Below are 23,306 nucleotides of genomic sequence, written 5' to 3'. Positions count from 1 at the left end.
CGCCGAGGGCCTGATCACACCACGCAAGCGGTGTCTCACCACACGTACACGTTTCGCGCCACTGTCCGCCAGAAGCGGGTTCACACGGTTCGTGCACTTTTGTTACGGGTTCATGGAACGTCCGGCCGGGGGCGGGAGGAACGCGGCCCCGTGCCGGTACCGAGACCGGCTGCCTCCGTTAAGGACGGCGGCCCCTGGCGGGCGGTTCCCGGCGGTTGCCGGGCTGCGCCAACTGGCCCCGGGGAACACCGACTACGTACCCGGAGCCTCTTCCACGTCCGACCAGTCGATCGCAAAAACCGTCCTGTTCCCGCTTTTTCCAGCCAAGTTCTAGCCTTGACCGGACAGTGAGTTGCAGCCTCACGGACACCAGGATTCCCACCGGGACAATGCTGGACATCGATCCTCGTGTGCGTGTAGATGTGGATTCCTTGATGGCGGCGCAGCACGATCTGGGGGTTTGCGATGCTATACGGCGTATCGCACCAGGCGGAAAGGCGGACGCCATGAGCGCCCCCCATCCGCCGAAAGTGGCCGGAATCGATCCGGCAGCCGCAGCGGTCCCGCACACTACGGCGGCTGCACCGGCCCAAACCCCCGCCGCGCCGGCCGCGGCATCCGCCCCGAGCACGCTGGTGCAGGACCGGCTCGTCGGCATGGTCTCCGACCTGACCACCCTCCACGAGCTCACCGAACGCCTCGCCCGCACGGCCGGCCTGGACTCGGCGCTCCGCGAGCTGGTGCGCGCCGGGGCAGCGCTCGTCGGCGCCCGCCGCGGCCTGATCGCGCTGGAGCCGTCCGACGGGCTCGGCCCCGCCACCACGGTCGGCCTCGGGCTCGGACGCGCCGAGCTCGGACACATCGAGACGGTGCCGCGCGCCGCCACCCCCTACGGCCGGATCCTCGACGGGCTCCCCGACGCCCACGGCGGCTCCGAGGTGCTGCCCGAGCCCGACGCCGCACCCGGCACCGGCGGCTACGGCGCACCGGCCGACCCCCGGCACCGCGAGGTCGCGGCCCGGCTCGGCTACGCCGCCAGCTACGCGCTGCCGCTGACCGCCGAGGCGACCGGGCGGCTCGGTGCGGTCGTCTGGCTCTACGACGAGCAGGCCGAGCCGAGCGACCGCCAGCGCGACCTCGTCGGCCTCTACGTCCGCCACGCCGCCGAGCACCTCGCCCGTGTACTCGACGCGGAGCGCTCGCGCACCAGCCTCGCCACCGTCGCCGAGGAACTGCTGCCCAGCCGGCTTCCCCGCGTACCCGGGGTGGGGCTCGCCGCCCGCCACCTCACCTCGCCGCGCGGCGGGGGCGACTGGTACGACGCCCTCCCGCTGCCCGAGGGGGCGCTCGGCCTGGCGGTCGGCTCTGTGACCGGCTCGGGGCCCAGCGCCGTCGCCGCGATGGGCAGGCTGCGCGCTTCGCTGCGCGCGTACGCGGTCATGGAGGGAGAGGACCCCGTCGCGGTCCTCTCCGACCTCGAACTGCTGCTGCGGCTGACCGAGCCCGCCCGCTGCGCGACCGCCCTCTTCGCCTACTGCGAGCCCGCCCGGCGCAAGATCGTGCTGGCGGGGGCGGGGCACGCCCCGCCGCTGGTCGTGGGCGAGCGCCGCACGGAGTTCGTCGAGACCTCGCTGTCCGCGCCGCTGGGGATGCTCTCCTGCTGGGAGGCGCCCAGTGTGGAGTTCGAGCCCGCGCCAGGAGAAACGGTGCTGCTGTACACCGACGGGCTGCTGCGGCGCACCGGCGACCCGATGGACCGGGCGTACGCGCGGCTCCACGCCGCGGCCGCCGGAGCGCCCCGGGCGGTCCGCCAGGACCCGGGCGCGCTGTGCGAGCACGTCCTGCAGACAGTGGTGCCCGCGGGCGACCCGGCGGTGACCGCGGCGGGCGCCGAGGAGGACATCGTCCTACTGGCCGCCCGCTTTGACTGATTTGTCACAGTCGTCTCTGCGTCTTCCCCTCGCACATACGATGGAAGCGGTCCCAACCCGGTCCTGTCGTAGCTGAGGAGAAGACGTGGCTGACGAGCTCACCCCGGAGACCCCGGAAGAAGAGCAGCCCAAGCAGACGCACAAGCAGCGCAAGAACGGGCTGTACCCGGGAGTCAGCGACGAACTCGCCGAGAGCATGCGCACCGGCTGGGCGGACACCGAGCTGCACGGCCTCGAGCCGATCGCGCAGGCCGCCCACACCGCCGCCCGCCGCGCCGCGCTGTCCGAGCGCTTCCCCGGCGACCGCATCGTCGTGCCCGCCGGCCGGCTGAAGACCCGCTCGAACGACACCGAGTACCCCTTCCGCGCCTCGACCGAGTACGCGTACCTCACCGGCGACCAGACCGAGAACGGCGTCCTGGTCCTGGAGCCCTCCGGCGACAGCGGCCACACCGCCGCCGTCTACCTGCTGCCCCGCTCCAACCGGGAGAACGGCGAGTTCTGGCTGTCCGGCCAGGGCGAGCTCTGGGTCGGCCGCCGGCACTCCCTCGCCGAGGCCGAGCAGCTCCTCGGCATCCCCGCCAAGGACGTCCGCGACCTCCCCGAGGCCCTCGCCGAGGCCACCGGTCCGGTGCGCGTGGTCCGCGGCCACGACGCAGTCGTCGAGAAGGCCCTGACCGACAAGGTCACCGCCGAGCGCGACGAGGAGCTGCGCGTCTACCTCTCCGAGGCCCGCGCGGTGAAGGACGACTTCGAGATCGGCGAGCTCCAGAAGGCCGTCGACTCCACCGTCCGCGGCTTCGAGGACGTCGTGAAGGTCCTCGACAAGGCGGAGGCCACTTCCGAGCGCTACATCGAGGGCACCTTCTTCCTGCGCGCCCGCGTCGAGGGCAACGACGTCGGCTACGGCTCCATCTGCGCCGCCGGCCCGCACGCCTGCACCCTGCACTGGGTCCGCAACGACGGCCCGGTCCGCTCCGGCGACCTGCTCCTGCTCGACGCCGGCGTGGAGACCCACTCCCTCTACACGGCCGACGTCACGCGCACCCTGCCGATCAGCGGCACGTACAGCGACATCCAGCGCAAGGTCTACGACGCCGTGTACGAGGCCCAGGAAGCCGGCATCGCGGCCGTCCGGCCGGGCGCGAAGTTCCGCGACTTCCACGACGCCGCGCAGCACGTCCTCGCCGAGAAGCTCGTCGAGTGGGGCCTGCTGGAGGGCCCGGTCGAGCGCGTCCTGGAGCTGGGCCTCCAGCGCCGCTGGACCCTGCACGGCACCGGCCACATGCTCGGCATGGACGTCCACGACTGCGCCGCCGCGCGCACCGAGGCCTACGTCGACGGGACGCTGGAGCCGGGCATGTGCCTGACCGTCGAGCCGGGCCTGTACTTCCAGGCCGACGACCTGACCGTGCCCGAGGAGTACCGCGGCATCGGCGTCCGCATCGAGGACGACATCCTCGTCACCGAGGACGGCAACCGGAACCTGTCGGCCGGGCTGCCGCGCGCCTCCGCCGAGGTCGAGGCCTGGATGGCGGGCCTCAAGGGCTGACGGCGGCCGGCCCGGCAGGATGCTGCCGACCGGCTGCGCCGCATTCCCGCCGGAGGGCGGGGCCCCGCACGGGGCCCCGCCCTCCGGCGCGTCACGACACCTGGAGCAGGGCCGCCCCGTCGCGCCACTTGAGGATCTTGTCGAAGCTGACCACCGCGCCGCGGCCCGGCCGGTTGCGGAACCGGACGTGGTCGGCGAGCTCCTCGATCAGCCACAGTCCGCGGCCGCTCTCGCCGACGACGCCCTCGCCGGCCGCGGGGGCGGACGCCGCCGCCCGCGCCCGCCGGGACAGCGCCGCCGGGCCCGGCTCCGGGAAGCCCGGACCCGAGTCGGTGACCTCGATGCGGCAGCAGTCGCCGTCCAGGTAGGCGGTGACCCGGTAGTCACCGCACGGTTCCGCGGCCGGGGCCGGGCCCCCGTGCTCCACCGCGTTCGCGCAGGCCTCGCTGAGCGCCACCGACAGCTCGTAGGAGATGTCCGGGTCCACCCCCGCGGTCTCCATCGTCCTCAGCAGCAAACGCCGGGCGAGCGGCACGCTCGCGGCTTCGCGCCTCAACTGGAGAGACCACCAGATGCTCATACCGTTACCTATTGCCTCCCCCGCCGGGCCGTAAGCCACCAGCGCCCCGCGCAGCCCTCATTCGGCCGATGCGGCACGCCGGAACCGGCGTGTATGCGGCGGAAAGGCCGCACCCAGGGCCGGACACGTCCGGTGAAGCCGACGCACAACGGGCACGGGCGACCTTCCGGACCTGCCGTACGGGCGTGCGGAGGGCAGTGCGATGATGGCCCGGCCATGACTGTCCCGCAGACGACGCCCGCCGGAGCCGGCCTCCGGCTGATCCGGGCCGCGGTCTTCACCGCGGTCTGCGTCGTGCTGTCCGCGGTCGGTCACGCCCTCGCGTCCTGCGCGGCGGTCCCCTGGTGGGCCCTGGCCGTCGCGTTCGCAGGAGTCTTCGCCGTCGCCGCACCGCTCGCCGGGCGGCGTCGCTCACTGCCGGGCCTCGCCGCCGCACTCGCCGGCGGACAGCTCGGGCTGCACGCCGTCTTCGGGCTCGCCCAGCACGGAACCGCCGCGCAGGCGGCCGACGCCGATGCCGCGCTCAGCGAACTCGCCGCCCGGCTCGTCTGCGGCGGCAATGCGGTCCCGCTCGGCCCCGAGGACGCCCGCCGGATCCTGGAGGCCGCCGGCCTCGACCCGGCCGCACTCGCGGCGCAGGCCGCGGCCTCGGCGCACGCGGGCCACGCCGGCCTGGCGGAGTCCGCCGCCGCCCCGGCCTCCGGCCTGGTCAACCCCGGCATGACCGCTGCGCACCTGCTCGCCGCGCTCGCCGCCGGCTGGCTCCTCGGGCGCGGCGACGCCGCCCTGTTCCGGCTCGTCGAGCTGTCCCGCGGCTCCGCCGCGGCCGGCCCCGTGCGGGCGCTGTGCGCCGCGCTGGCGTTCGTACGGGCGCTCGGCGCCGGGCTCGCGGCCGCGCCCGCCGCCGGTCCGCGGGTCCGGCGGACCGCCGCCGATCCGGCCGCGCACACCGGCCGGGAGGCGCTGCACCACACGGTGGTCAGGCGCGGGCCGCCGGCCGCCTACGCCCTCGCAGCCTGACGCGGCACCCTCCCCGGCCCGGAGCACGGAAAGCACGGAGGCAGCGGTGCCGCGGTACGCCGCGCGCCCGCGCGCGGAGCCACCGTCATCCCGCCTCCTGGAGTCCTCACATGAAGAGCTCACGCGTCTCCGCCGCCGCCGTCCTCGCCGCCGGCGCCGTCCTCGTCCTGTCCGGGCCCGCCTTCGCGCACGTCACCGTGCAGCCGGGCGACGCCCCCAAGGGCGGCTTCGCCACCCTTGAGTTCAAGGTGCCGAACGAGCGCGACAACGCCTCCACCACGCAGGTCGAGGTCAACTTCCCCGCCGACCAGCCGCTGTCCTCCGTCATGCCGCAGGACGTGCCCGGTTGGACCGTCACGGTCGAGAAGAGCAAGCTCGCCAAGCCGCTGACGGTGCACGGCAAGCAGATCGACGAGGCCGTCACGAAGGTGACGTGGAGCGGCGGCAAGATCGAGCCGGGGAAGTTCCAGCAGTTCCCGGTGTCCGTCGGCAAGCTGCCGGACAAGGCCGACCGGATGGTCTTCAAGGCGATCCAGACGTACGACAACAACGAGGTCGTCCGCTGGATCGAGGAGGCCAAGGAGGGCGCTCCCGAGCCGCAGACCCCGGCACCCGTCCTCAAGCTGACCGCCGCCAAGGCTGCCGACGCCCACCACGACGACGCCAAGAAGCCTGCCGACCCCGGCCACACCGAGGCGGCCGCCGGGAAGGGCTCGGACACCACCGCGCGCGTCCTCGGCGTCACCGGCATCGTGATCGGCGTCGCCGGCGTCGCCTTCGGCGTGACGGCCCGCCGCCGCACCTCCTGATCCCCCGGGCCGCACCGGCCCGCCCGGATCGTCCGCAGCATGCGCGCATCCGGACCCCGTCCGGCTGCGCGTCACCAACCCGCCCCCAGTTCCAGGGAACCCCCATGCGCACCACTCGTGTGACGGCCGCCGCCCTCGCGGCGGCGGCCGCGCTCACGCTCTCCGCCTGCGGCGGTGAGCCGACCGCCCGGACCGACGCGGTCACCCAGATCTCCGGCCAGGCCAAGACGGGGACCGCGACGGTCCTCGACCGGCCCTTCGACAAGCCGGAACTCGTCCTGACGGACACCACCGGCAAGCCGTGGAACCTGCGTGAGCAGACCAAGGGCAAGCCGACGCTGATCTACTTCGGCTACACCAACTGCCCCGACGTGTGCCCGCTGACGATGAGCAACATCGCCGTCGCCCGGAAGGCGCTGCCCCAGGCCGACCAGGAGAACCTGCGGGTCGTCTTCGTCACCACCGACCCCGAACGGGACACCCCCGAATCGCTCGGCGCGTGGCTCAAGGCCCAGGACCCGTCCTTCGTCGGGCTTACCGGGGACTTCGCCACCATCCAGGCCGCGGCCCGCACGCTCGGCATCGGTATCGACCCCGCCAAGAAGGAGTCCGACGGCAGCGTCGTCTCCATGCACGGCGCCCAGGTCATCGCCTTCTCCCCCAAGACGGACGAGGGCTACCTCCTCTACGGGGAGAACACGACCGTCGACACCTACACCGCAGACCTGCCGAAGATCGCCAAGGGAGAGAACCCGTGACCGCCCGCACCACCCGCACCCTCGCCGCCGCCCTCTCCCTGGCAGCCGCACTGGCCATATCCGGCTGCTCCTCGGACTCCGGCTCCTCGTCCGATTCCGGGGCGGGAGCAGGTGCCGGCGCACCGGCCGCGGAGAAGCCGAAGCTGTCGGTCAGCGGCGCCTTCATGCCGGAGCCGGTCAACGACAAGATGGCCGGCGGCTTCATGGTCATCAAGAACGACTCGAAGACCGCGGACAAGCTCGTCTCCGCCACCAGCGCGCTCTCGGACGACCTCCAGATCCACGAGACCAAGGACCAGAAGATGCAGCAGGTCCCGTCCATGGACGTCCCCGCTAACGGCGAGCTCAGGTTGGAGCGCGGCGCCAACCACATCATGTTCATGGGCCTGAAGCAGAAGCCGAAGGTCGGCGACAAGATCACCGTCGAGCTGCGCTTCGAGAAGGCCGACCCGGTCAAGGTCGAGCTGGACGTGAAGGAACGGACGTACCAGGCCCAGCACGCCACCGCCCACTGACGGATCCGAGGGACCGATACGCCATGACGGCCACCGCCCCCGCCCCACCCCCGGCCCGTGTCCGCGCCGCGGCAGTACTGCCGCGGCTCGCGCTGGTCCTCGCAGCACTGCTGGCACTCCTGTCCGCCGCGGCCGGCCCGGCCTCGGCGCACGCCGCACTCACTGCGAGCGACCCCGGGGAGGGGGCGGTGGTCGCCACCGCGCCCGCCCAGGTCACCCTCTCCTTCTCGGAGAAGGTCGCCCTGGGCGACGACTCCATCCGCGTCCTGGACCCCCGGGGCAAGCGGGTGGACACCGGGGAGATCCGGGACATGTGCAGCGGGTCGACCATCCGGTACGGCACCGCGCTCCACCCGGGCCTGCCCGACGGCACGTACACCGTGGCCTGGCAGGCCGTCTCCGCCGACAGCCACCCCATCGCGGGGGCGTTCACCTTCTCCATCGGCGCCCCCTCGGAGACGACGGTGGCGCTGCCCGTGGCGAACGCGGGCGGCGGCCCCGTCGGCACCGCCTATGCGCTCGCCCGGTACGCCGCCTATGCCGGCTTCACCGTCCTCGCCGGCTCCTGCGCCTTCATCCTGGCGTGCTGGCGGCGGGGTGCCGCCGCGCGCCCGATGCAGAAGCTCGTCCTGCGCGCGTGGGTCGTGCTCACCGCCGCCACGCTGGTGGTGCTGGTGCTGCGCCACCCGTACACCGGGTCGGGGAACTTCGCCGACGTCTTCGACCTCGCCGGGCTCAAGGCGGTCCTGGAGACCAAGACCGGCGCCGCTCTCGTCTCCCGGCTGCTCCTGTTGGGGGCCGCCGCCCTCTTCATCGCCGTCCTGTTCGGCGCGTTCGCCCGCCGGCAGTCCGCCGCCCCGGAGGGCGGGGCCGACGCCCGGGAGGCGGCCGCCGGGAAGGGGGACGGGAAGGAGGACAGCAAGCACGCCGCGGACCTGTTCTTCGGCCTCGCCGTCGCGGGCAGCGTCTTCGCCGCGGGCATCGCCGCGACATGGGCGCTGTCGGAGCACGCCTCCACCGGCCTGCAAAGCGGCATCGCGATGCCGGTCGACATCCTGCACCTGCTGGCCGCGGCTACCTGGCTGGGCGGGCTCACCGCGCTGCTCGTCGCGCTGTACACCGTGCCGGACATGGAGCGGGAGGCCGTGCGCCGGTTCTCCCGGATCGCCTTTGCGGCAGTCGTCGTGCTGGCCGCGACCGGGGCCTACCAGTCGTGGCGCCAGCTCGGCAGCTGGCAGGCCCTGACCGGTACCAGCTACGGGCAGCTGCTGATCATCAAGGGCGGCCTGGTGCCCGTCCTCGTCGGGATCGCCTACCTCTCGCGGCGCTGGACCGCGCGGCTGGGGGAGGCACCGGCGGTGTCGGCCGAAGCGGACGAGCCGACAGCGGCAACGGCAACGGCAACGGCAGCAGAGACGGCCGCGGTTTCACGTGAAACGTCCGTCTCGGTGGGTGTTTCACGTGAAACACCCACCGCGGGGGCGGACACGCCCGAGAATCCAGCGCGCGCCGCGCAGCTCGCCCGACAGCGGGCAGCACGCGAGAAGGCGCTCCGGCGGCAGGCCCGGGACGCCGACCCGGCACGGGCGGGCCTGCGCCGCTCCGTGCTGGCCGAGGCGGCGGTGGCTGTCGCGGTCCTCGCCGTGACCACCGTGCTGACGAGCACGGAGCCGGGCCGGGTCGCCATCCAGGACGCGGGCCGCAACGGCGCTTCCTCGCCCGCCGTGCCCAACCGGGCCGTGAAGGTCACTCTGCCGTTCGACACGGGAGGCACGAACGGCAAGGGCTCCGTCCGGCTGGAGCTGGACCCGGGGCGGACCGGCTCCAACACCCTCCACGTGTGGGCCGAGTCACCGGACGGCGCGCCGCTCGACCTGCCCGAGGTCAAGGTGGCCTTCACCCTCCCGGCCAAGGAGGTCGGCCCGCTGCCGGCCTCGGCCGACCGGGCGGACCCGGGGCACTGGAGCGCTCCCGGCGTCCAGCTGCCACTGGCCGGAGAGTGGCGCATCGACGTGACCGTCCGAACCTCCGAGATCGATCAGACGACCGTGCAGAAGACAGTGAAGATCGGCTGAACAGCGTGACCGAGAGCAACACCGACATCGAGATCTCCCGCCGCCGGCTGCTCGGCACCGTCGGCGCGGCGGGCGCCACCGGGCTCGCGCTGGGCGCCACGGGCGGCGCGCTGGTGCAGTCCGCCATCGCCGCCACCCCGTCCGGCGGCACCGGCAGCCTTTCCGCCGTGGGCGCCGCCCGGGTCGCCTTCCACGGCGAGCGCCAGGCGGGCATCACCACCCCCCTGCAGGCCAAGGGGCACGTGTTGGCCTTCGACCTGGCCCCTGGGGCCGGGCGGAAGGAGGCGGCCGCGCTGATGCGCCGCTGGTCCGAGACCGCCCGCCGGCTGATGGCGGGCGAGACCGCGGCCACGGCGGACACCGGGATCGCCCTGGACGCAGGGCCGTGCTCGCTGACCGTGACCTTCGGTTTCGGGCACTCCTTCTTCGAGCGCACAGGGCTCACCGCCCGCCGGCCTGCGGCCCTCGATCCGCTGCCGGACTTCTCCTCCGACCGGCTGGACCCGCAGCGCAGCAACGGCGACCTGTGGGTGCAGATCGGCGCCGACGACGGCCTCGTGGCATTCCACGCCCTCCGCGCGATCCAGAAGGACGCCGGGGACGCGGCCAGGGTGCGCTGGCAGATGGACGGCTTCAACCGGTCGCCCGGCGCGACCGCCTCGCCGATGACCTCCCGCAACCTGATGGGCCAGGTCGACGGCACCAACAATCCGAAGCCCTCGGAGGCGGACTTCGAGAAGCGGATCTTCGTGCCCGCCGCGGGGCCGGGGCCGGCGGAGCACGCGTGGATGGGCGGGGGTTCGTACGCGGTCGTCCGCCGCATCCGGATGCTGCTCGACGAGTGGGACAAGCAGTCCCTCGCCCAGCAGGAGCAGGTCATCGGGCGCAACAAAGCCACCGGCGCTCCTCTGACGGGCGGTTCGGAGACAACCGCACTGGACCTGGACAAGATCGGCCCCGACGGCAAGGCAGTCATCCCGGCCAACGCGCACGCCCGCATCTCCGCCCCGGCGCAGAACGGCGGGGCGGCGATGCTGCGCAGGCCGTTCTCCTTCCACGACGGCACAGCCGAAGACGGGGCGCCCGACGCCGGGCTCCTCTTCATCTGCTGGCAGGCGGACCCGCTGCGCGGGTTCGTCCCGGTGCAGCGCAAGCTCGACCGCGGGGACGCCCTGTCGGCGTTCATCCGGCACGAATCCAGCGGGCTGTACGCAGTCCCGCCCGGCCCGCGGGACGGCGAGTACGTGGGCCAGCGGCTGCTCGAAGGGTGAAGGTGCCCGAAGGGTGAACGGAGCCCCGCGGGGCGGGTGCCCGGCATTAGGCTGACCGCATGTCGGCCACCCGCTTCACGTATCTCGGTCCCGAGGGCACCTTCACCGAGGCCGCCCTCCGCACGCTGCCGGAAGCCGCGACCCGGGAGCTCGTCCCGATGGTCTCCGTGGCATCCGCCCTGGACGCCGTGCGCAACGGGGAGGCGGCGGCCGCCCTTGTCCCGATCGAGAACTCGGTGGAGGGCGGGGTGACCGCCACCCTGGACGAGCTGGCCTCCGGCGAGCCGCTGATGATCTACCGCGAGGTGCTGCTGCCCATCGCGTTCGCCCTGCTTGTACGGCCGGGTACGGCCCTGTCGGACGTCAAGACGGTCACCGGGCACCCGGTCGCGCAGCCGCAGGTGCGCAACTGGCTGCGGGCGAACCTGCCGGACGCCGTGTGGGAGTCGGCCGCGTCGAACGCGGACGGGGCGCGGCTGGTGCAGGAGGGCCGCTTCGACGCGGCGTTCGCGGGTGAGTTCGCCGCCGCCACGTACGGGCTGGTGCCGCTCGTCACGGAGATCCACGACGCGGAGAACGCCGAGACGCGGTTCGTGCTGGTGGGCCGGCCGGCCCGGCCCGCCGCGCCGACGGGCGCCGACAAGACCTCGGTGGTGCTGTGGCTGGGGGACGACCACCCCGGTGCGCTGCTGGAACTCCTCCAGGAATTCTCGGTGCGCGGGGTGAACCTGATGCTGATCCAGTCGCGGCCGACGGGCGAGGGCATCGGGAACTACTGCTTCGCCGTCGACGCCGAGGGCCACATCTCCGACCGCAGGGTGAGCGAGGCGCTCATGGGTCTGAAGCGGACCTGTCCGCAGGTCCGCTTCCTGGGCTCCTACCCGAGGGCGGGCGTCACCCGCAGTGACGTCCGGGCGCCGCGGCCGGGAACCTCGGACGGCGACTTCACCGCGGCGTCGGACTGGCTGACGCGGTGCCTCGACGGCCGGGCGTAGCGGCCTCCACTGCCCACAGAGTTATCCACAGGCCCGGGGGAGGGCCTGTGGACTAGTCGACACTTCCGGCGCCCCGGGTCGACTTGTCGGCCTTCGGGAAGGGGTTTCGCGCAGGAGAGCAGGAGATGAACGGCGTCATCCCCGTATCACGAATCAACTCTTTGGGGCGAGCCATTCCCACCCGAATGAGTGTGTGAGGGCGGTTTGAACCGGGATTCGCCGGGAGGGCGCAGTGGGCGGGATTGATCTAATTCCGTGTCCACAGATACGGCGCACACCCTGTGGACAACCCTGTGGGCTGCGGCTTCCCTGTGGACAATCGGCCGTCGCCGGCACCCCGGACGCTGTCCGGATGCTGGGATTCACCCCCTTTCCCGGAATGGCCGGGTTTTATCGGGCGCGGAGCGGCCGACGACTTCCGGCCACGGGTACAGAGTTTTCCATTCGTTGCAATTAGGACATAGCGACACGCAGCGTGATATCGGTGTGAGGCAGGGAAGCTCAGGCCGGTAGCCTGGTGGGGTGATTGACCTCCGGCTGCTCCGTGAAGACCCCGACCGTGTCCGCGCCTCGCAGCGCGCCCGTGGAGAAGACGTCGAACTCGTCGACGCCGTGCTCTCCGCCGACGAGCGCCGCAGGTCGTCCGGCATGCGCTTCGACGAACTGCGCAACGAGCAGAAGTCGCTCGGCAGGCTCATCCCCAAGGCCTCCCCGGAGGAGCGGGCGGAGCTGCTGAAGCGCGCGGAGCAGCTCAAGGCGGACGTCAAGGCCGCAGAGGCCGAGCAGAACGAGGCGGACGAGACCGCCCGCGCCCTGCTGCTCAAGCTCGGCAACGTCGTCCACCCGGACGTGCCCGTCGGCGGCGAGGACGACTTCACCGTCCTGGAGACCCACGGCACCATCCGCGACTTCGCCGCCGAGGGCTTCGAGCCGAAGGACCACTTGGAGCTCGGCGAGCTGCTCGGCGCCATCGACGTCGAGCGCGGCGCCAAGGTGTCCGGCTCGCGCTTCTACTACCTGACCGGCGTGGGTGCCCTGCTGGAGCTGGCCCTCGTCAACGCGGCCATCGCGCAGGCCACCGAGGCCGGCTTCATCCCCATGCTGACCCCCGCCCTGGTGCGTCCGCGTGCCATGGAGGGCACCGGCTTCCTCGGCCAGGCCGCAGAGAACGTCTACCACCTGGAGAAGGACGACTACTACCTGGTCGGCACCTCCGAGGTGCCCCTCGCCGCGTACCACATGGACGAGATCGTCGAGGCGGAGAAGCTGCCGCTGCGGTACGCCGGCTTCTCCCCGTGCTTCCGCCGCGAGGCCGGGACCTACGGCAAGGACACCCGCGGCATCTTCCGCGTCCACCAGTTCGACAAGGTCGAGATGTTCTCGTACGTCGCCCCGGAGGAGGCCGAGGCCGAGCACGCGCGGCTCCTCGCCTGGGAGAAGCAGTGGCTGACCAGCCTCGAGCTGCCCTTCCAGGTCATCGACGTCGCCACCGGCGACCTCGGCGCGTCGGCCTCGCGCAAGTTCGACTGCGAGGCCTGGATTCCCACCCAGGGCAAGTACCGCGAGCTGACGTCCGCCTCCAACTGCGACGGCTTCCAGGCCCGCCGGCTGTCGATCCGCGTCCGCGACGGCAAGAAGACCCAGCCGCTCGCCACCCTGAACGGCACGCTGTGCGCCGTGCCGCGCACCATCGTCGCCCTCCTGGAGAACCACCAGCAGGCCGACGGCTCCGTGCGCGTCCCCGCGGTGCTCCGCCCCTACCTGGGCGGTCGCGAGGTCCTGGAGCCGATCACCAAGTGAGCCCGGCCCCGTTCCCCTACCAGCTCGTCGCGACCGATCTCGACGGCACGCTGCTGCGTGGCGACGGCACCGTGTCGGAACGCACCCGGGAAGCCCTCGCCGCGGCCACCGCGGCGGGGGCCGTCCACATCGTCGTCACGGGCCGCGGCGTGGCCTGGACCCGCCACATCCTCGACGACCTCGGCTACCGGGGCATCGCCGTGTGCGGGCAGGGGGCCCAGGTCTACGACGCCGGAGCGCACCGGCTGCTGACGTCCGTGACGCTGGACCGGCAGCTGGCCGGCCTGGCCCTGGCGAAGCTGGAGGCCGAGGTGGGCCCGCTGGCGCTCGCCGCGAGCCGCGACGGGGTCGACGGCGACGTGCTGTTCGGGCCCGGCTACCGGGTGCAGGAGGGCCTGCCTGCCCTGTACCTGGAGGACACGGCGGCGGTGTGGTCGGCCCCGCTGAACAAGCTGTACATCCAGCACCCCGAACTCGGCGACGACGCCCTGGTCGACGCGGCCCGCCGGACGGTGGGTTCGCTCGTGGACGTCGTGATGGCCGGGCCGGGAATAGTGGAGATACTGCCGCTCGGGCTGACGAAGGCGACCGGGCTCTCACTGGCCGCGCGCCGACTGGGGGTCAAGGCCGCCGGCACCATCGCCTTCGGCGACATGCCCAACGACGTCCCCATGTTCGGCTGGGCGGCGCACGGCGTGGCAATGGCCAACGCCCATCCGGAGCTGAAGGCGGTGGCCGACGAGGTGACGACCTCCCACGAGGAGGACGGCATCGCGGTGGTGCTGGAGCGCCTGCTCGGCGCCGCGTAGGACCCGTCCCGCCGACCGCGCCCCAGGCACGGCGCGCGCAGGCCCGGACACGGAAGCGGTCCGGGGCGGCCCGCACCTGACGGTGCGCTCGAAGTGGCCGCCCCGGACCTTTTGTTGCTCCCCGCACGGCTCACTCTGCCCGGGGCCGGAGTCCCGTACCAGTGATTTTCCGCCGCTGCGGCCGGCCCCGGGCCCCGCCGGATCCGCATCGCGTTTCACGTGAAACATGCGGTGGTTTCACGTGAAACATGCGGTGCCTGGGGGCCCGTCCGCCGGTGGCTACTCCTCGCCGGCCAGCGTGAGCCGGCGCAGCTTCTGCCCCGCGTAGACGGTGGCGCCGACCGTGACGGCCACGAGGAGCGCGACCGCGGTGGGCAGGCCGACGGTCGCGTCGACGTAGCCCTCTCCGGCCACCTTCTCGGCCAGGGCCAGCGCCCACTGCTGGATGCTGAGGGTCTTGGCGCCCGAGACCAGGCTGCCGAACAGCGACTCCCAGATCAGGGCGTACACGAGGCCGAAGACGACCGCGTGCCGGCTGACCGTGCCCAGCAGCAGGAACAGCGCGCTGTAGGCGATGGAGGCGACCAGTGCGGCGATCGTGTAGGCGACCGCGATCTGCTGGCCGTTGTTGTTGAGGATGAAGCCGGCGATCAGCGTGGGGATCGCCGAGAAGGCCATCGTGACGGCGATCGCGACGATCAGCTTGGTCATGATGATCGTCGGCCGCTTCACGGGCTTCGAGAGCAGGTAGACGATCGAGCCGTCGTCGATCTCCGGTCCGATCGCTCCGGTGCCGGCGATCACGCCGATCAGGGGGACCATGGTGGCCAGCGCGAAGCCGCCCAGCAGGTCCGCCGCGATCCTGTCGTCGAGCCCGGTGAAGGCGCGGACGGCACCGGCGATGACGACGAGCATGGCCGGGAGCGCGAAGAGGACCAGAGCGCGGCGGCGGCCGAGGAGGGCCCGGTAGGTGAGCCGGGCCACGGTGGGGTTGTACATGGGTGCCAGCTCCTTCAGGCCGCGACGAGGTAGGAGAAGACCGATTCGAGGGACTCGTCGGAGGGCGAGACCGTCAGGAGCCGGATGCCGTGGGCGCGGGCGACCTGCGGCAGGAGCTCGGTGAAGCGGCCGAAGTCGGAGGCCTGGATGCGCAGGGCTCCTTCCTGGACGTCCACCTCGATACCGGAGGTGGAGGGATCCCCGATCAGGGCGGCGGCGAGGGCCCGGTCGTCGGAGGAGCGGACCAGGTAGCGGTGCGGGCGGTCCGTCATCAGGCGCCGGATCTTGCGGAAGTCCCCGGAGGCGGCGTGGCGTCCGGCGACGACCACCTCGATGTGGGAGGCGAGCTGCTCGACCTCCTCCAGGATGTGGGAGGAGAACAGGACGGTCCGGCCGTCGTCGCCCATGCGCCGCAACAGGTCCATCAGCTGCATGCGCTGGCGGGGGTCCATTCCGTTGAACGGCTCGTCGAGCAGCAGCACGGACGGCTCGTGGACGAGCGCCGAGGCCATCTTCACGCGCTGCCGCATGCCCTTGGAGTAAGTCGCGATCTTGCGGTCCTGGGCGTACTCCATCTCGACGGTGGCCAGCGCCCGCCGGGCAGCGGCGTCGTCGAGGCCGTGCAGCTCGGCGTTGGCGACGACGAACTCCCGGCCGGTCAGGAAGTCGTACATGGCCTCGCGCTCGGGCACGACGCCGATCTGGCGGTACACCTGCTCGTTGCCCCAGATCGGGGTGCCGTCGATGGTGACGGTGCCCGTGGAGGGGGCGAGGAAGCCGCCCATCATGTTGATGAGGGTCGACTTGCCGGCGCCGTTCGGGCCGAGCAGGCCGGTGACGCCCGGGCCGATGCGCATCGTCACGTCGTTGACGGCGACGACGTTCCCGAACCAGCGGGAGGTGTGGTCGATGTCGATGGTGGTCACAGCCCGGCCTTCCGGTAGCGGGCCATCAGGGCGGCGTACGAGCCGGCGATGAGGGCCAGGATGACGAGCAGGTAGACGAAGCCGGCGCCCGTGGAGGGGCCTTCGCCGCCCGGGAAGGCGGAGGTCGCCCCGAGGAAGGCGGTCTGCATGCCGTCGATCAGGGTGATGGGCGAGAAGAGGCCCATCCACTCGATCGGGCCGGTGCTGCCCGCGCTGTAGGCGACGCCCTGGACCGCGGTCACTGCGCCGTACGGGATCAGCAGCATGGCGATGATGGCGGCGACGCCGAAGCCGCGGCGCGGCGTGAGCGCGGCCATGACCAGGCCGAGGCCGGCGAAGAGCACCGAGAGCAGCAGCACGGAGACCAGTCCCTGGGCGAACCCCTTGGTCTGGTCCGCGAAGTCGAATTTGGCCAGCAGCGCGCCGATCCACATGATCAGCAGCGGCGTGGCGGTGAGGATGAACAGGGCGGAGGCCATCGCCGCGTACTTCGCGACGACGTAGTCGACCCGCTCGATGGGGCGCGAGAAGTACAGCGGCACCGTCTTGAAGCGGAGGTCGCGGGAGACGGACTGCGGTGCCTGCGAGGCGAGGAACAGGCCGATGATCATCTGGGTGGTCAGCGCGTACGTCGTGTACTTGATCGGCAGTTCGGTGGAGCCGGGCACGGCGATGGCGACGGCGACGATGATCAGCGCGGGGATGCACATCACCGCGAAGAGGATCATCGGGAGCACCTTGGACTTGGCCGAGCGGCCCAGTCCGTAGGCCCCGCGCAGCGACTGCGAGTACAGCGACTTGCGGGCATAGGAGCGGCCGAGCCGGGCGCCTTCGTAGGACCGGTAGCCGATGTTGTGGATCTGGGTGGAGGTGTCAGGCGCCATCGGTACCGGCTCCCTTCCGCTGGTCGTTGTCGCGGAAGACCTCCGCGATGTGGTGCCGCCGCTGTTCCATGCGGACCAGGCCGAGGCCGAGGCCCGCGACGGTGTCGCGGATGGTGTCGTAGGTGCTCTCCCCGGTGGCCTCGACGAGCAGGATGTGGCCGGCGCCGGGCAGGCCCTGCTCCTCGCCGGCGTGCAGGGCCAGGCCCGCCTCGGTGAGCGCCTTGCGCAGGGCGGCCGTGCCGTCCGGGTGCGCGTCGGAGTCGGTCACCTCGACCGCGAGGGTTGCCGTGATCTGCGTGAAGTCGCTGGTGGAGCTGGAGCGCAGGAGCTTGCCGCCGTCGACGACGACGACGTGGTCGCAGGTCCGCTCCAGCTCGCCGAGCAGGTGCGAGGTGACCAGGACCGAGATGCCGAAGTCGGTGTGGACGCGGCGGATCAGGCCGAGCATCTCGTCCCGGCCGACGGGGTCGAGGCCGTTGGTCGGCTCGTCCAGGAGGACCAGCTGCGGGTCGTGGACCAGCGCCTGGGCCAGCTTGACGCGCTGCTTCATGCCGGTGGAGTAGCCGCCGATGGGGCGGTAGCGCTCCTCGTACAGCCCGACGTGCCGAAGGGTGTCGGCCGTCCTCTCGCGGGCGGCGGCCGGCGGGAGGCCGGACATGCGCGCCATGTGGACGACGAACTCGGTGGCGGAGACGTCGGGGGGCAGGCAGTCGTGCTCGGGCATGTAGCCGACGCGCTCGCGGATGGCGCTGCCGTGCGTGGCGACGTCGAGTCCGAGTACGGCGGCGCGGCCCTCGGTGGCGGGGGACAGTCCCAGCAGGATCTTGATCAGCGTGGACTTGCCGGCTCCGTTGGCACCCACCAGGCCGGTCACGCCCGGCCCGATGTCCACGGAGAGCCGGTCGATGGCGGTCACTCGGGGGTACCGCTTGCTCAGGCTTTCGGTCGCGATGACAGTCACGGCTCCGACGTTAGCGGCGGCGTCCGTGCCGGTCGTCAGACCTGGAGGGCGGTCCGGTGTCAGCCTTCAGGACTACGGACCCTGACGCGAGGCTGATGTGAACCGGACAAGTTTGTCCACAGGCGGCACGCCCGCCCCTTGACGCGGCCTCCGGGCATTGTCACATTCATCAGTGGCAGGTTACGGGCGGTACGGCTTCTGGAGACGGGCGGCTGGCATGGCTGGGGACACCGGGAAGGGCACCACCGCGGCACCGCGCGCCGGGCGGCTCGGCTCCGACCTGCGCGGCTTCCGGGAGGTGCAGCGGCTCGCGTACGCCTGCGCCGAGGCGGTCGCGGCGCAGCTGCGGCCGGGCGTGACCGAGCGCGAGGCGGCGCGCATGCAGCGGGAGTGGCTGCGCGGGCACGGCGTGCGGGACTGGTTCCACCTGCCGTTCGCCTGGTTCGGGGACCGGACGGCCTTCGCGGGCTTCCGCGTGCCGCTCCAGTTCTTCCCGACGAACCGGGCGCTCGAGCCGGGCATGCCCTTCATCCTCGACATGGCCCCGGTGTACCGGGGGTATGCGGCGGACATCGGGTACTCCGGCAGCCTCGGCCTCAACCCGGTGCAGGACCGGCTCCTGTCGGACCTGCGCGCACACCGCGAGCTGATCCTGCGACAGGTCCGCGAGCGCCGGTCGCTGCGCGAGATCTACGAGAACGTGGACCGGCTGATGGTGCGGCAGGGCTACGCGAACCGGCACCGCGCCTATCCCTTCGGCGTCATAGCCCACAAGGTCGACCGGGTGCGGGAGCGGCGCTGGTCGCCGACCGTCTTCGGGTTCGGCGCGCAGTCCCTCAAGGGGCTCGTCGGGGACGCCCTGCACGGACACCGGGAGGGCTGGTCACCGCTCTGGAGCCCGTACCGGTTCTCCGACCACGCGCCGCAGCCCGGCATGTGGGCGGTGGAGCCCCATCTGGGATTCCGGGGGACGGGCGCCAAGTTCGAGGAGATCCTCGTCGTCACGGACTCCCGAGACCCCGAGGAGAGCGCGTTCTGGCTGGACGACGACCTGCCGCACGTGCGGCGCTGGGCCGAGGAGGGGGCAGCATGAACGAGGCGGACGGGACGACCGGCGGCCGGCCGGCGGGACAGGGCCCGGCCGGGGCGCGCGAGCGGCGCGTCAGCACGGGCGGCGTCGAGCTGTGCGTGGTGGAGCTGGGTGAGCGGGACCGGCCGACAGTGGTGCTGGTCCACGGCTACCCGGACAGCAAGGAGGTCTGGTCGGGGGTGGCCGAGCGGCTGGCGGACCGGTTCCACGTCGTGCTGTACGACGTCCGCGGGCACGGCCGCTCGACGGCGCCGGTGCCGCTGCGCGGCGGGTTCACCCTGGAGAAGCTCACCGACGACTTCCTGGCCGTGGCGGACGCGGTGAGTCCGGACCGGCCCGTCCACCTCGTCGGCCACGACTGGGGGTCGGTGCAGGGCTGGGAGTTCGTGACCACCGCCCGGACCGAGGGCCGGATCGCCTCCTTCACCTCCATGTCCGGCCCCTCCCTCGACCACTTCGGGCACTGGATCAGGGAGCGGCTGAGCCGGCCCACCCCGCGGCGGGCCGCCCAGCTCCTCGGCCAGGGCGCCAAGTCCTGGTACGTGTACCTCCTGCACACACCGCTGCTGCCGGAGCTCGCCTGGCGGGGCCCTCTCGGCAAGCGCTGGCCCGAGATCCTCCGGCGCGTCGAGCAGGTCCCGGCCGGCTCGTACCCGACCTCTTCGCTGCCGTCCGACGCCGCGCACGGCGCCTGGCTGTACCGGGACAACGTGCGGGCGCGGATGCGCCGCCCCCGGCCCGACGCGTACGCGCACGCCCCGGTCCAGCTGATCACCCCGACGGGGGACGCCTTCCTGTCCGAGCGGCTCTACGACGGGCTGGAGCGCTGGGCCCCGGACCTGGTGCGGCGCACCCTGCCCGCCAAGCACTGGATGCCCCGCACCCGGCCCGACCAGCTGGCCGCGTGGATCGCCGAGTTCGCCGCCGCCCGGGAGGAGCCCGCCGCCCGCGCCCCGGGCCCGGGGCTCAGGGCGCCCGGCAGGTACGCCGACCGGTTCGCCGGCCGCCTCGTCCTCGTCACCGGCGCCGCCAGCGGCATCGGCCGGGCCACGGCGTACGCGTTCGCCGAGGCCGGTGCCCGGGTGGTCTGCGTCGACCGGGACGCCGAGGGCGCGGCGCGCACCGCCGAGATGGCGAGGCTCGTCGGCGCCGCCGGGGCGTGGGGCGAATGCGCTGACGTCGCCGACGAGGCGGCGATGGAGAAGCTCGCCGCGAAGACCGCCGCCGAGTACGGAGTCGTCGACGTGCTCGTCAACAACGCCGGGATCGGGCTGTCGGGGCCGTTCCTCGACACCACCGCCGAGGACTGGCGGAAGGTCCTCGACGTCAACCTGTGGGGCGTCATCCACGGCTGCCGGATCTTCGGCCGGCAGATGGCCGAGCGCGGCCAGGGCGGGCACATCGTCAACACCGCCTCGGCTGCCGCCTACCTGCCGTCCAAGTCGCTGCCCGCGTACAGCACATCCAAGGCCGCGGTGCTGATGCTCTCGCAGTGCCTGCGCGCCGAACTCGCGCCCCAGTCCATCGGCGTCTCGGCGGTCTGCCCCGGCATCGTCAACACCAACATCACCTCCACCTCCCGTTTCACCGGGGTGGACGGCGCCGAGGAGAAGCGGCGACAGGTGCGCGCGGCGCGGCTGTACCGGCTGCGCAACTTCCCGCCGGAGAAGGTCGCCGACGCCATCCTGCGGGCCGTCGTGCACAACGAGGCGGTGACGCCCGTGACACCGGAGTCCAAGGGGGCGCTGTGGCTGTCGCGGTTCGCGCCCGGTGTGCTGCGGCGGCTCGCCCGGCTGGAGCCGCGCCTGTGACCGGGGCCGCGCCCGGAGTGCCCGATCAGGCGGCGGCCGAGTACCGGATCGAGGACCTGGCGCACCGCAGCGGGGCCACGGTGCGCACGATCCGGGCCTACCAGGACCGGGGCCTGCTGCCGAAGCCGGAGCGGCGCGGCCGGTCGAACGTCTACCGCGACGCGCACCTGGTGCGGCTGCGGCAGATCGCCGGCCTGCTGGACCGCGGCTACTCCCTGGCCTCCATCAAGGAGCTGCTCGAAGCGTGGGACGAGGGGCGCGGGCTCGGCGGGGTCCTGGGCCTCGTCGCCGAGGTGCAGGGACCGTGGACGGACGAGGAGGCGGGCCGGGTCAGCCGGGCCGAGCTGGACGAGCGGTTCGGCGGAACTCGGGACGACGCGGCCGTCGCCGAGGCGTGCGACTTGGGCGTACTGGAGCGGATCCCCGGGTGTCCGGACGAGTTCCTGGTGCCCTCTCCGCAGGAGCTGGCGGTGGCCGCCGAGCTGTATGCGGCGGGTGTGCCGCTGCGGGCCATCGCGGAGCACCTGCGGGAGCTGCGCGGGCAGGTGGAGCACATCGCCTCGCGGTTTCTGGAGTTCACCACCGAGCACGTCTTCGCCCGCTACCTCGGGCAGGTGCCGCCGACGGACGCGGACGCCGAGGAGGCCGCCGAGATGGTCCGCCGGCTGCGCCCGCTGGCGCAGCAGACGGTGGACGCCGAACTGGCCCGTGCGATGAGGCTGTTCGCGACCCGGCACCTCCGGCACCACCTCGGGGCAGCCGGGGGCGCACAGCCGCCCGGGACGGCGGCCGTCCCGCTGCCCGCCGAGACCGTGCGGGCAGTGCAGGAGCTCGTGGGCGCCGAGCATGTGGCGGAGTTCGTCCGCGCCGCGGCCGAGCGGGAACTGCAGGCCCGGCGGATGAACGACCTGGCACGCCGCGGAGCCGGTCGGGGGTCCGACATGGCGTGATCCACAGACTGCCGTGGTCCACAGGGCCGACCACTCGTTTACCGTCAAATCCCACCCAACCGGCTGTGGACAAGCGGGGTTTTCCTGTGGGCAAACCTGTGGACGAAGCACCTTCCCGAGGGCTTGCGCGTCAGCTGGCGATCCCGGCCGCCCTGCCTGCCGCCGGCTCCGCCGCGCCGTCCGCCCGTACGGCGGTACGCCTGCCGCGGCCTCCGTAGAGGAGCGCAGCGAGGGCCAGGCCCAGCGCTCCGCCGGCCAACTGCGCCGCCACGAAGCCGGGCAGCGACTGCGGGGCGATTCCCGTGAGGGAGTCGCTGAAGGCGCGCCCCACCGTGCCGGCGGGGTTGGCGAACGAGCCGGAGGAGGTGAACCAGATCGCGCACGCGAGGTACGCCGCCACCGCTGCGGGAACGAGCCGCGGCCGCCCGGTGCGGTCCAGGCCCCGGATCACCAGCACCAGTCCCGCGGTGGCGACGACCTCGCCGACGAGGAGGTGGCCGCCGCCGCGGACCTGGGTGGCGAAGGCACCGGGCACCCGGCCGAACATCGTCTCGGCGAGGACGGCCCCGGCGACGGCCCCCGCGGTCTGCGCGGCGGCGTAGGCGAGCGCCTCCCGGCCCGGCAGACCGGCGCCGCCGCGGCGGCGCGCCCACCACGAGGCGAGGGTGACGACGGGGTTGAGGTGCGCCCCGGAGATCGGCGCGAAGAGGGTGACGGCCAGGCCGAGGCCGATGGCCGAGGCGAGTGAGTTGACGGCCAGGGCGACACCGGTGTCGCTGCTGAGGGCCGCCGCCTGGATGCCGGATCCGACGACCACCGCGAGGAGGCCCGCGGCGCCCGCGAACTCGGCGGCCGCGCGGCGCGGCAGGGAAGCGTGGATGGTCATGGGTCCTCCCCCGGAGCAGGCAAACAATGGAAAATATATTCCGCATAACGGAACGCATCTACCCTGGGTGCCTCTCGGCCGGAGCGGCCGAAATACGGTGCGGAAGCCGGCCACGCCCCGGCAAGCTGGGCACATGGACGACAGACGCACCGTGAAGGTGTCCAAATACATGTCGAAGCACCTGCGCCACCAGCCCGAGCGCATCGGACTGCACCTCGACCCGCAGGGCTGGGCCGAGATCGGCGACCTCCTGGCCGCGGCCGCCGCCCACGGCTTCCCCGTCACACGAGCCGAACTCGACCATGTCGTCGCCGCCAACGACAAGCAGCGCTTCGCCGTCGACGGGACCCGCATCCGCGCCAACCAGGGCCACACCGTGCCCGTGGACCTGGCCCTCCCGGAGGCCGAGCCTCCGGCGCACCTCTACCACGGCACCGTCGCCGCGGCGCTGGACGCCATCCGCGCCGAGGGCCTGCGCCCGATGGCCCGCCACCACGTCCACCTGTCCCCCGACCGGGAGACCGCCACCCGCGTCGGGGCACGCCGCGGCCGCCCGGTCGTCATCGGCGTCGACGCGGCAGCGATGCGGGCCGCCGGACACGTCTTCCGGATCAGCGCCAACGGCGTCTGGCTCGTGGACGCGGTACCGCCGCGGTTCCTCCGCCTGCCGGGGCCGCACTGAAT

General features: G+C 72.8%; 21 protein-coding genes. 15 read left to right on the top strand and 6 right to left on the bottom strand.

What is annotated here, in order from left to right; all coding sequences use genetic code 11:
* Positions 1 to 389 precede the first annotated feature (389 nt).
* Positions 390 to 1,931: a PP2C family protein-serine/threonine phosphatase gene (locus MUK52_RS16610; RefSeq protein ID WP_284577509.1), complete on the top strand. Its 1,542-nt coding sequence runs from the start codon at positions 390 to 392 to the stop codon at positions 1,929 to 1,931.
* Between the two features lie 85 nt (positions 1,932 to 2,016).
* A complete protein-coding gene (locus MUK52_RS16605) occupies positions 2,017 to 3,483 on the top strand; it encodes an aminopeptidase P family protein (protein ID WP_114058267.1) in 1,467 nt (488 codons plus the stop codon).
* 91 nt (positions 3,484 to 3,574) lie between these two features.
* On the opposite strand, the gene MUK52_RS16600 is transcribed toward MUK52_RS16605, so the two are convergent.
* On the bottom strand, positions 3,575 to 4,063 hold the full coding sequence (locus MUK52_RS16600) for an ATP-binding protein (RefSeq protein ID WP_284577506.1): 489 nt from the start codon (positions 4,061 to 4,063) through the stop codon (positions 3,575 to 3,577).
* 216 nt (positions 4,064 to 4,279) lie between these two features.
* Between MUK52_RS16600 and MUK52_RS16595 the strand changes: the two genes are divergently transcribed.
* The 9 genes from MUK52_RS16595 to MUK52_RS16555 all read left to right on the top strand — a co-directional run bounded on the left by MUK52_RS16595 (position 4,280) and on the right by MUK52_RS16555 (position 14,115).
* Positions 4,280 to 5,083, top strand: coding sequence for a hypothetical protein (locus MUK52_RS16595; protein ID WP_284577504.1), 804 nt, complete (start codon positions 4,280 to 4,282; stop codon positions 5,081 to 5,083).
* A 110-nt stretch (positions 5,084 to 5,193) separates the two neighbouring features.
* Complete coding sequence (locus MUK52_RS16590) at positions 5,194 to 5,892, top strand: YcnI family copper-binding membrane protein (protein ID WP_284577502.1); 699 nt, start codon at positions 5,194 to 5,196, stop codon at positions 5,890 to 5,892.
* A 104-nt stretch (positions 5,893 to 5,996) separates the two neighbouring features.
* Positions 5,997 to 6,650 (top strand): SCO family protein, encoded by a 654-nt coding sequence (locus MUK52_RS16585; RefSeq protein ID WP_114058271.1) that lies wholly within the window; start codon positions 5,997 to 5,999, stop codon positions 6,648 to 6,650.
* Positions 6,647 to 7,165, top strand: coding sequence for a copper chaperone PCu(A)C (locus MUK52_RS16580; RefSeq protein WP_114058272.1), 519 nt, complete (start codon positions 6,647 to 6,649; stop codon positions 7,163 to 7,165). The genes MUK52_RS16585 and MUK52_RS16580 overlap by 4 nt, the downstream gene beginning before the upstream one ends.
* 23 nt (positions 7,166 to 7,188) lie before the next feature.
* The gene (locus MUK52_RS16575) at positions 7,189 to 9,240 is read left to right on the top strand and encodes a copper resistance CopC/CopD family protein (protein ID WP_284577497.1); all 2,052 of its coding nucleotides are present in this window, start codon (positions 7,189 to 7,191) and stop codon (positions 9,238 to 9,240) included.
* 5 nt (positions 9,241 to 9,245) lie between these two features.
* Positions 9,246 to 10,511 carry an iron uptake transporter deferrochelatase/peroxidase subunit gene (gene efeB / locus MUK52_RS16570; protein ID WP_114058274.1) on the top strand — a complete coding sequence of 422 codons (1,266 nt, stop codon included), beginning with the start codon at positions 9,246 to 9,248 and terminating at the stop codon, positions 10,509 to 10,511.
* A 59-nt stretch (positions 10,512 to 10,570) separates the two neighbouring features.
* Positions 10,571 to 11,506, top strand: a complete 936-nt coding sequence (pheA, locus tag MUK52_RS16565) for a prephenate dehydratase (protein WP_114058275.1) — start codon at positions 10,571 to 10,573, stop codon at positions 11,504 to 11,506.
* A 522-nt stretch (positions 11,507 to 12,028) separates the two neighbouring features.
* Positions 12,029 to 13,306 (top strand): serine--tRNA ligase, encoded by a 1,278-nt coding sequence (gene serS / locus MUK52_RS16560; RefSeq protein ID WP_114058276.1) that lies wholly within the window; start codon positions 12,029 to 12,031, stop codon positions 13,304 to 13,306.
* Positions 13,303 to 14,115, top strand: a complete 813-nt coding sequence (locus tag MUK52_RS16555) for an HAD family hydrolase (RefSeq protein WP_114058277.1) — start codon at positions 13,303 to 13,305, stop codon at positions 14,113 to 14,115. Before serS ends, MUK52_RS16555 begins: the two co-directional genes overlap by 4 nt.
* A 279-nt stretch (positions 14,116 to 14,394) precedes the next feature.
* On the opposite strand, the gene MUK52_RS16550 is transcribed toward MUK52_RS16555, so the two are convergent.
* The 4 genes from MUK52_RS16550 to MUK52_RS16535 are packed head-to-tail and all read right to left on the bottom strand — an operon-like array spanning position 14,395 to position 17,885.
* Complete coding sequence (locus MUK52_RS16550) at positions 14,395 to 15,114, bottom strand: ABC transporter permease (RefSeq protein ID WP_284577493.1); 720 nt, start codon at positions 15,112 to 15,114, stop codon at positions 14,395 to 14,397.
* Between the two features lie 14 nt (positions 15,115 to 15,128).
* A complete protein-coding gene (locus MUK52_RS16545) occupies positions 15,129 to 16,040 on the bottom strand; it encodes an ABC transporter ATP-binding protein (RefSeq protein WP_284577491.1) in 912 nt (303 codons plus the stop codon).
* Positions 16,037 to 16,924 (bottom strand): ABC transporter permease subunit, encoded by an 888-nt coding sequence (locus tag MUK52_RS16540; protein ID WP_114058280.1) that lies wholly within the window; start codon positions 16,922 to 16,924, stop codon positions 16,037 to 16,039. The genes MUK52_RS16545 and MUK52_RS16540 overlap by 4 nt, the downstream gene beginning before the upstream one ends.
* The gene (locus MUK52_RS16535; RefSeq protein ID WP_114058281.1) at positions 16,914 to 17,885 is read right to left on the bottom strand and encodes an ABC transporter ATP-binding protein; all 972 of its coding nucleotides are present in this window, start codon (positions 17,883 to 17,885) and stop codon (positions 16,914 to 16,916) included. Before MUK52_RS16535 ends, MUK52_RS16540 begins: the two co-directional genes overlap by 11 nt.
* Before the next feature lie 217 nt (positions 17,886 to 18,102).
* Between MUK52_RS16535 and MUK52_RS16530 the strand changes: the two genes are divergently transcribed.
* From MUK52_RS16530 to MUK52_RS16520, 3 genes are read left to right on the top strand one after another with little or no spacing between them, the layout of a single operon-like run.
* Positions 18,103 to 18,978 (top strand): M24 family metallopeptidase, encoded by an 876-nt coding sequence (locus MUK52_RS16530; RefSeq protein WP_114058282.1) that lies wholly within the window; start codon positions 18,103 to 18,105, stop codon positions 18,976 to 18,978.
* Entirely contained in the window at positions 18,975 to 20,786 is a 1,812-nt protein-coding gene (locus MUK52_RS16525) for an SDR family oxidoreductase (protein WP_284577488.1), read from the top strand. The genes MUK52_RS16530 and MUK52_RS16525 overlap by 4 nt, the downstream gene beginning before the upstream one ends.
* A 17-nt stretch (positions 20,787 to 20,803) precedes the next feature.
* The gene (locus tag MUK52_RS16520; RefSeq protein ID WP_284581717.1) at positions 20,804 to 21,736 is read left to right on the top strand and encodes a MerR family transcriptional regulator; all 933 of its coding nucleotides are present in this window, start codon (positions 20,804 to 20,806) and stop codon (positions 21,734 to 21,736) included.
* 130 nt (positions 21,737 to 21,866) lie between these two features.
* On the opposite strand, the gene MUK52_RS16515 is transcribed toward MUK52_RS16520, so the two are convergent.
* Entirely contained in the window at positions 21,867 to 22,622 is a 756-nt protein-coding gene (locus MUK52_RS16515) for an aquaporin (protein WP_284577485.1), read from the bottom strand.
* A gap of 133 nt (positions 22,623 to 22,755) precedes the next feature.
* Here MUK52_RS16515 and MUK52_RS16510 point away from each other — a divergent pair, with 133 nt between their 5' ends.
* Complete coding sequence (locus tag MUK52_RS16510) at positions 22,756 to 23,304, top strand: RNA 2'-phosphotransferase (RefSeq protein ID WP_114058285.1); 549 nt, start codon at positions 22,756 to 22,758, stop codon at positions 23,302 to 23,304.
* Positions 23,305 to 23,306: the final 2 nt, after the last annotated feature.

Source organism: Streptomyces sp. 2P-4 (assembly GCF_030167965.1).
Classification (GTDB): domain Bacteria; phylum Actinomycetota; class Actinomycetes; order Streptomycetales; family Streptomycetaceae; genus Streptomyces; species Streptomyces globosus_A.
The sequence above is the reverse complement of the archived record's forward strand: the minus strand, read 5'-3'. Positions and strand labels throughout refer to the sequence as shown.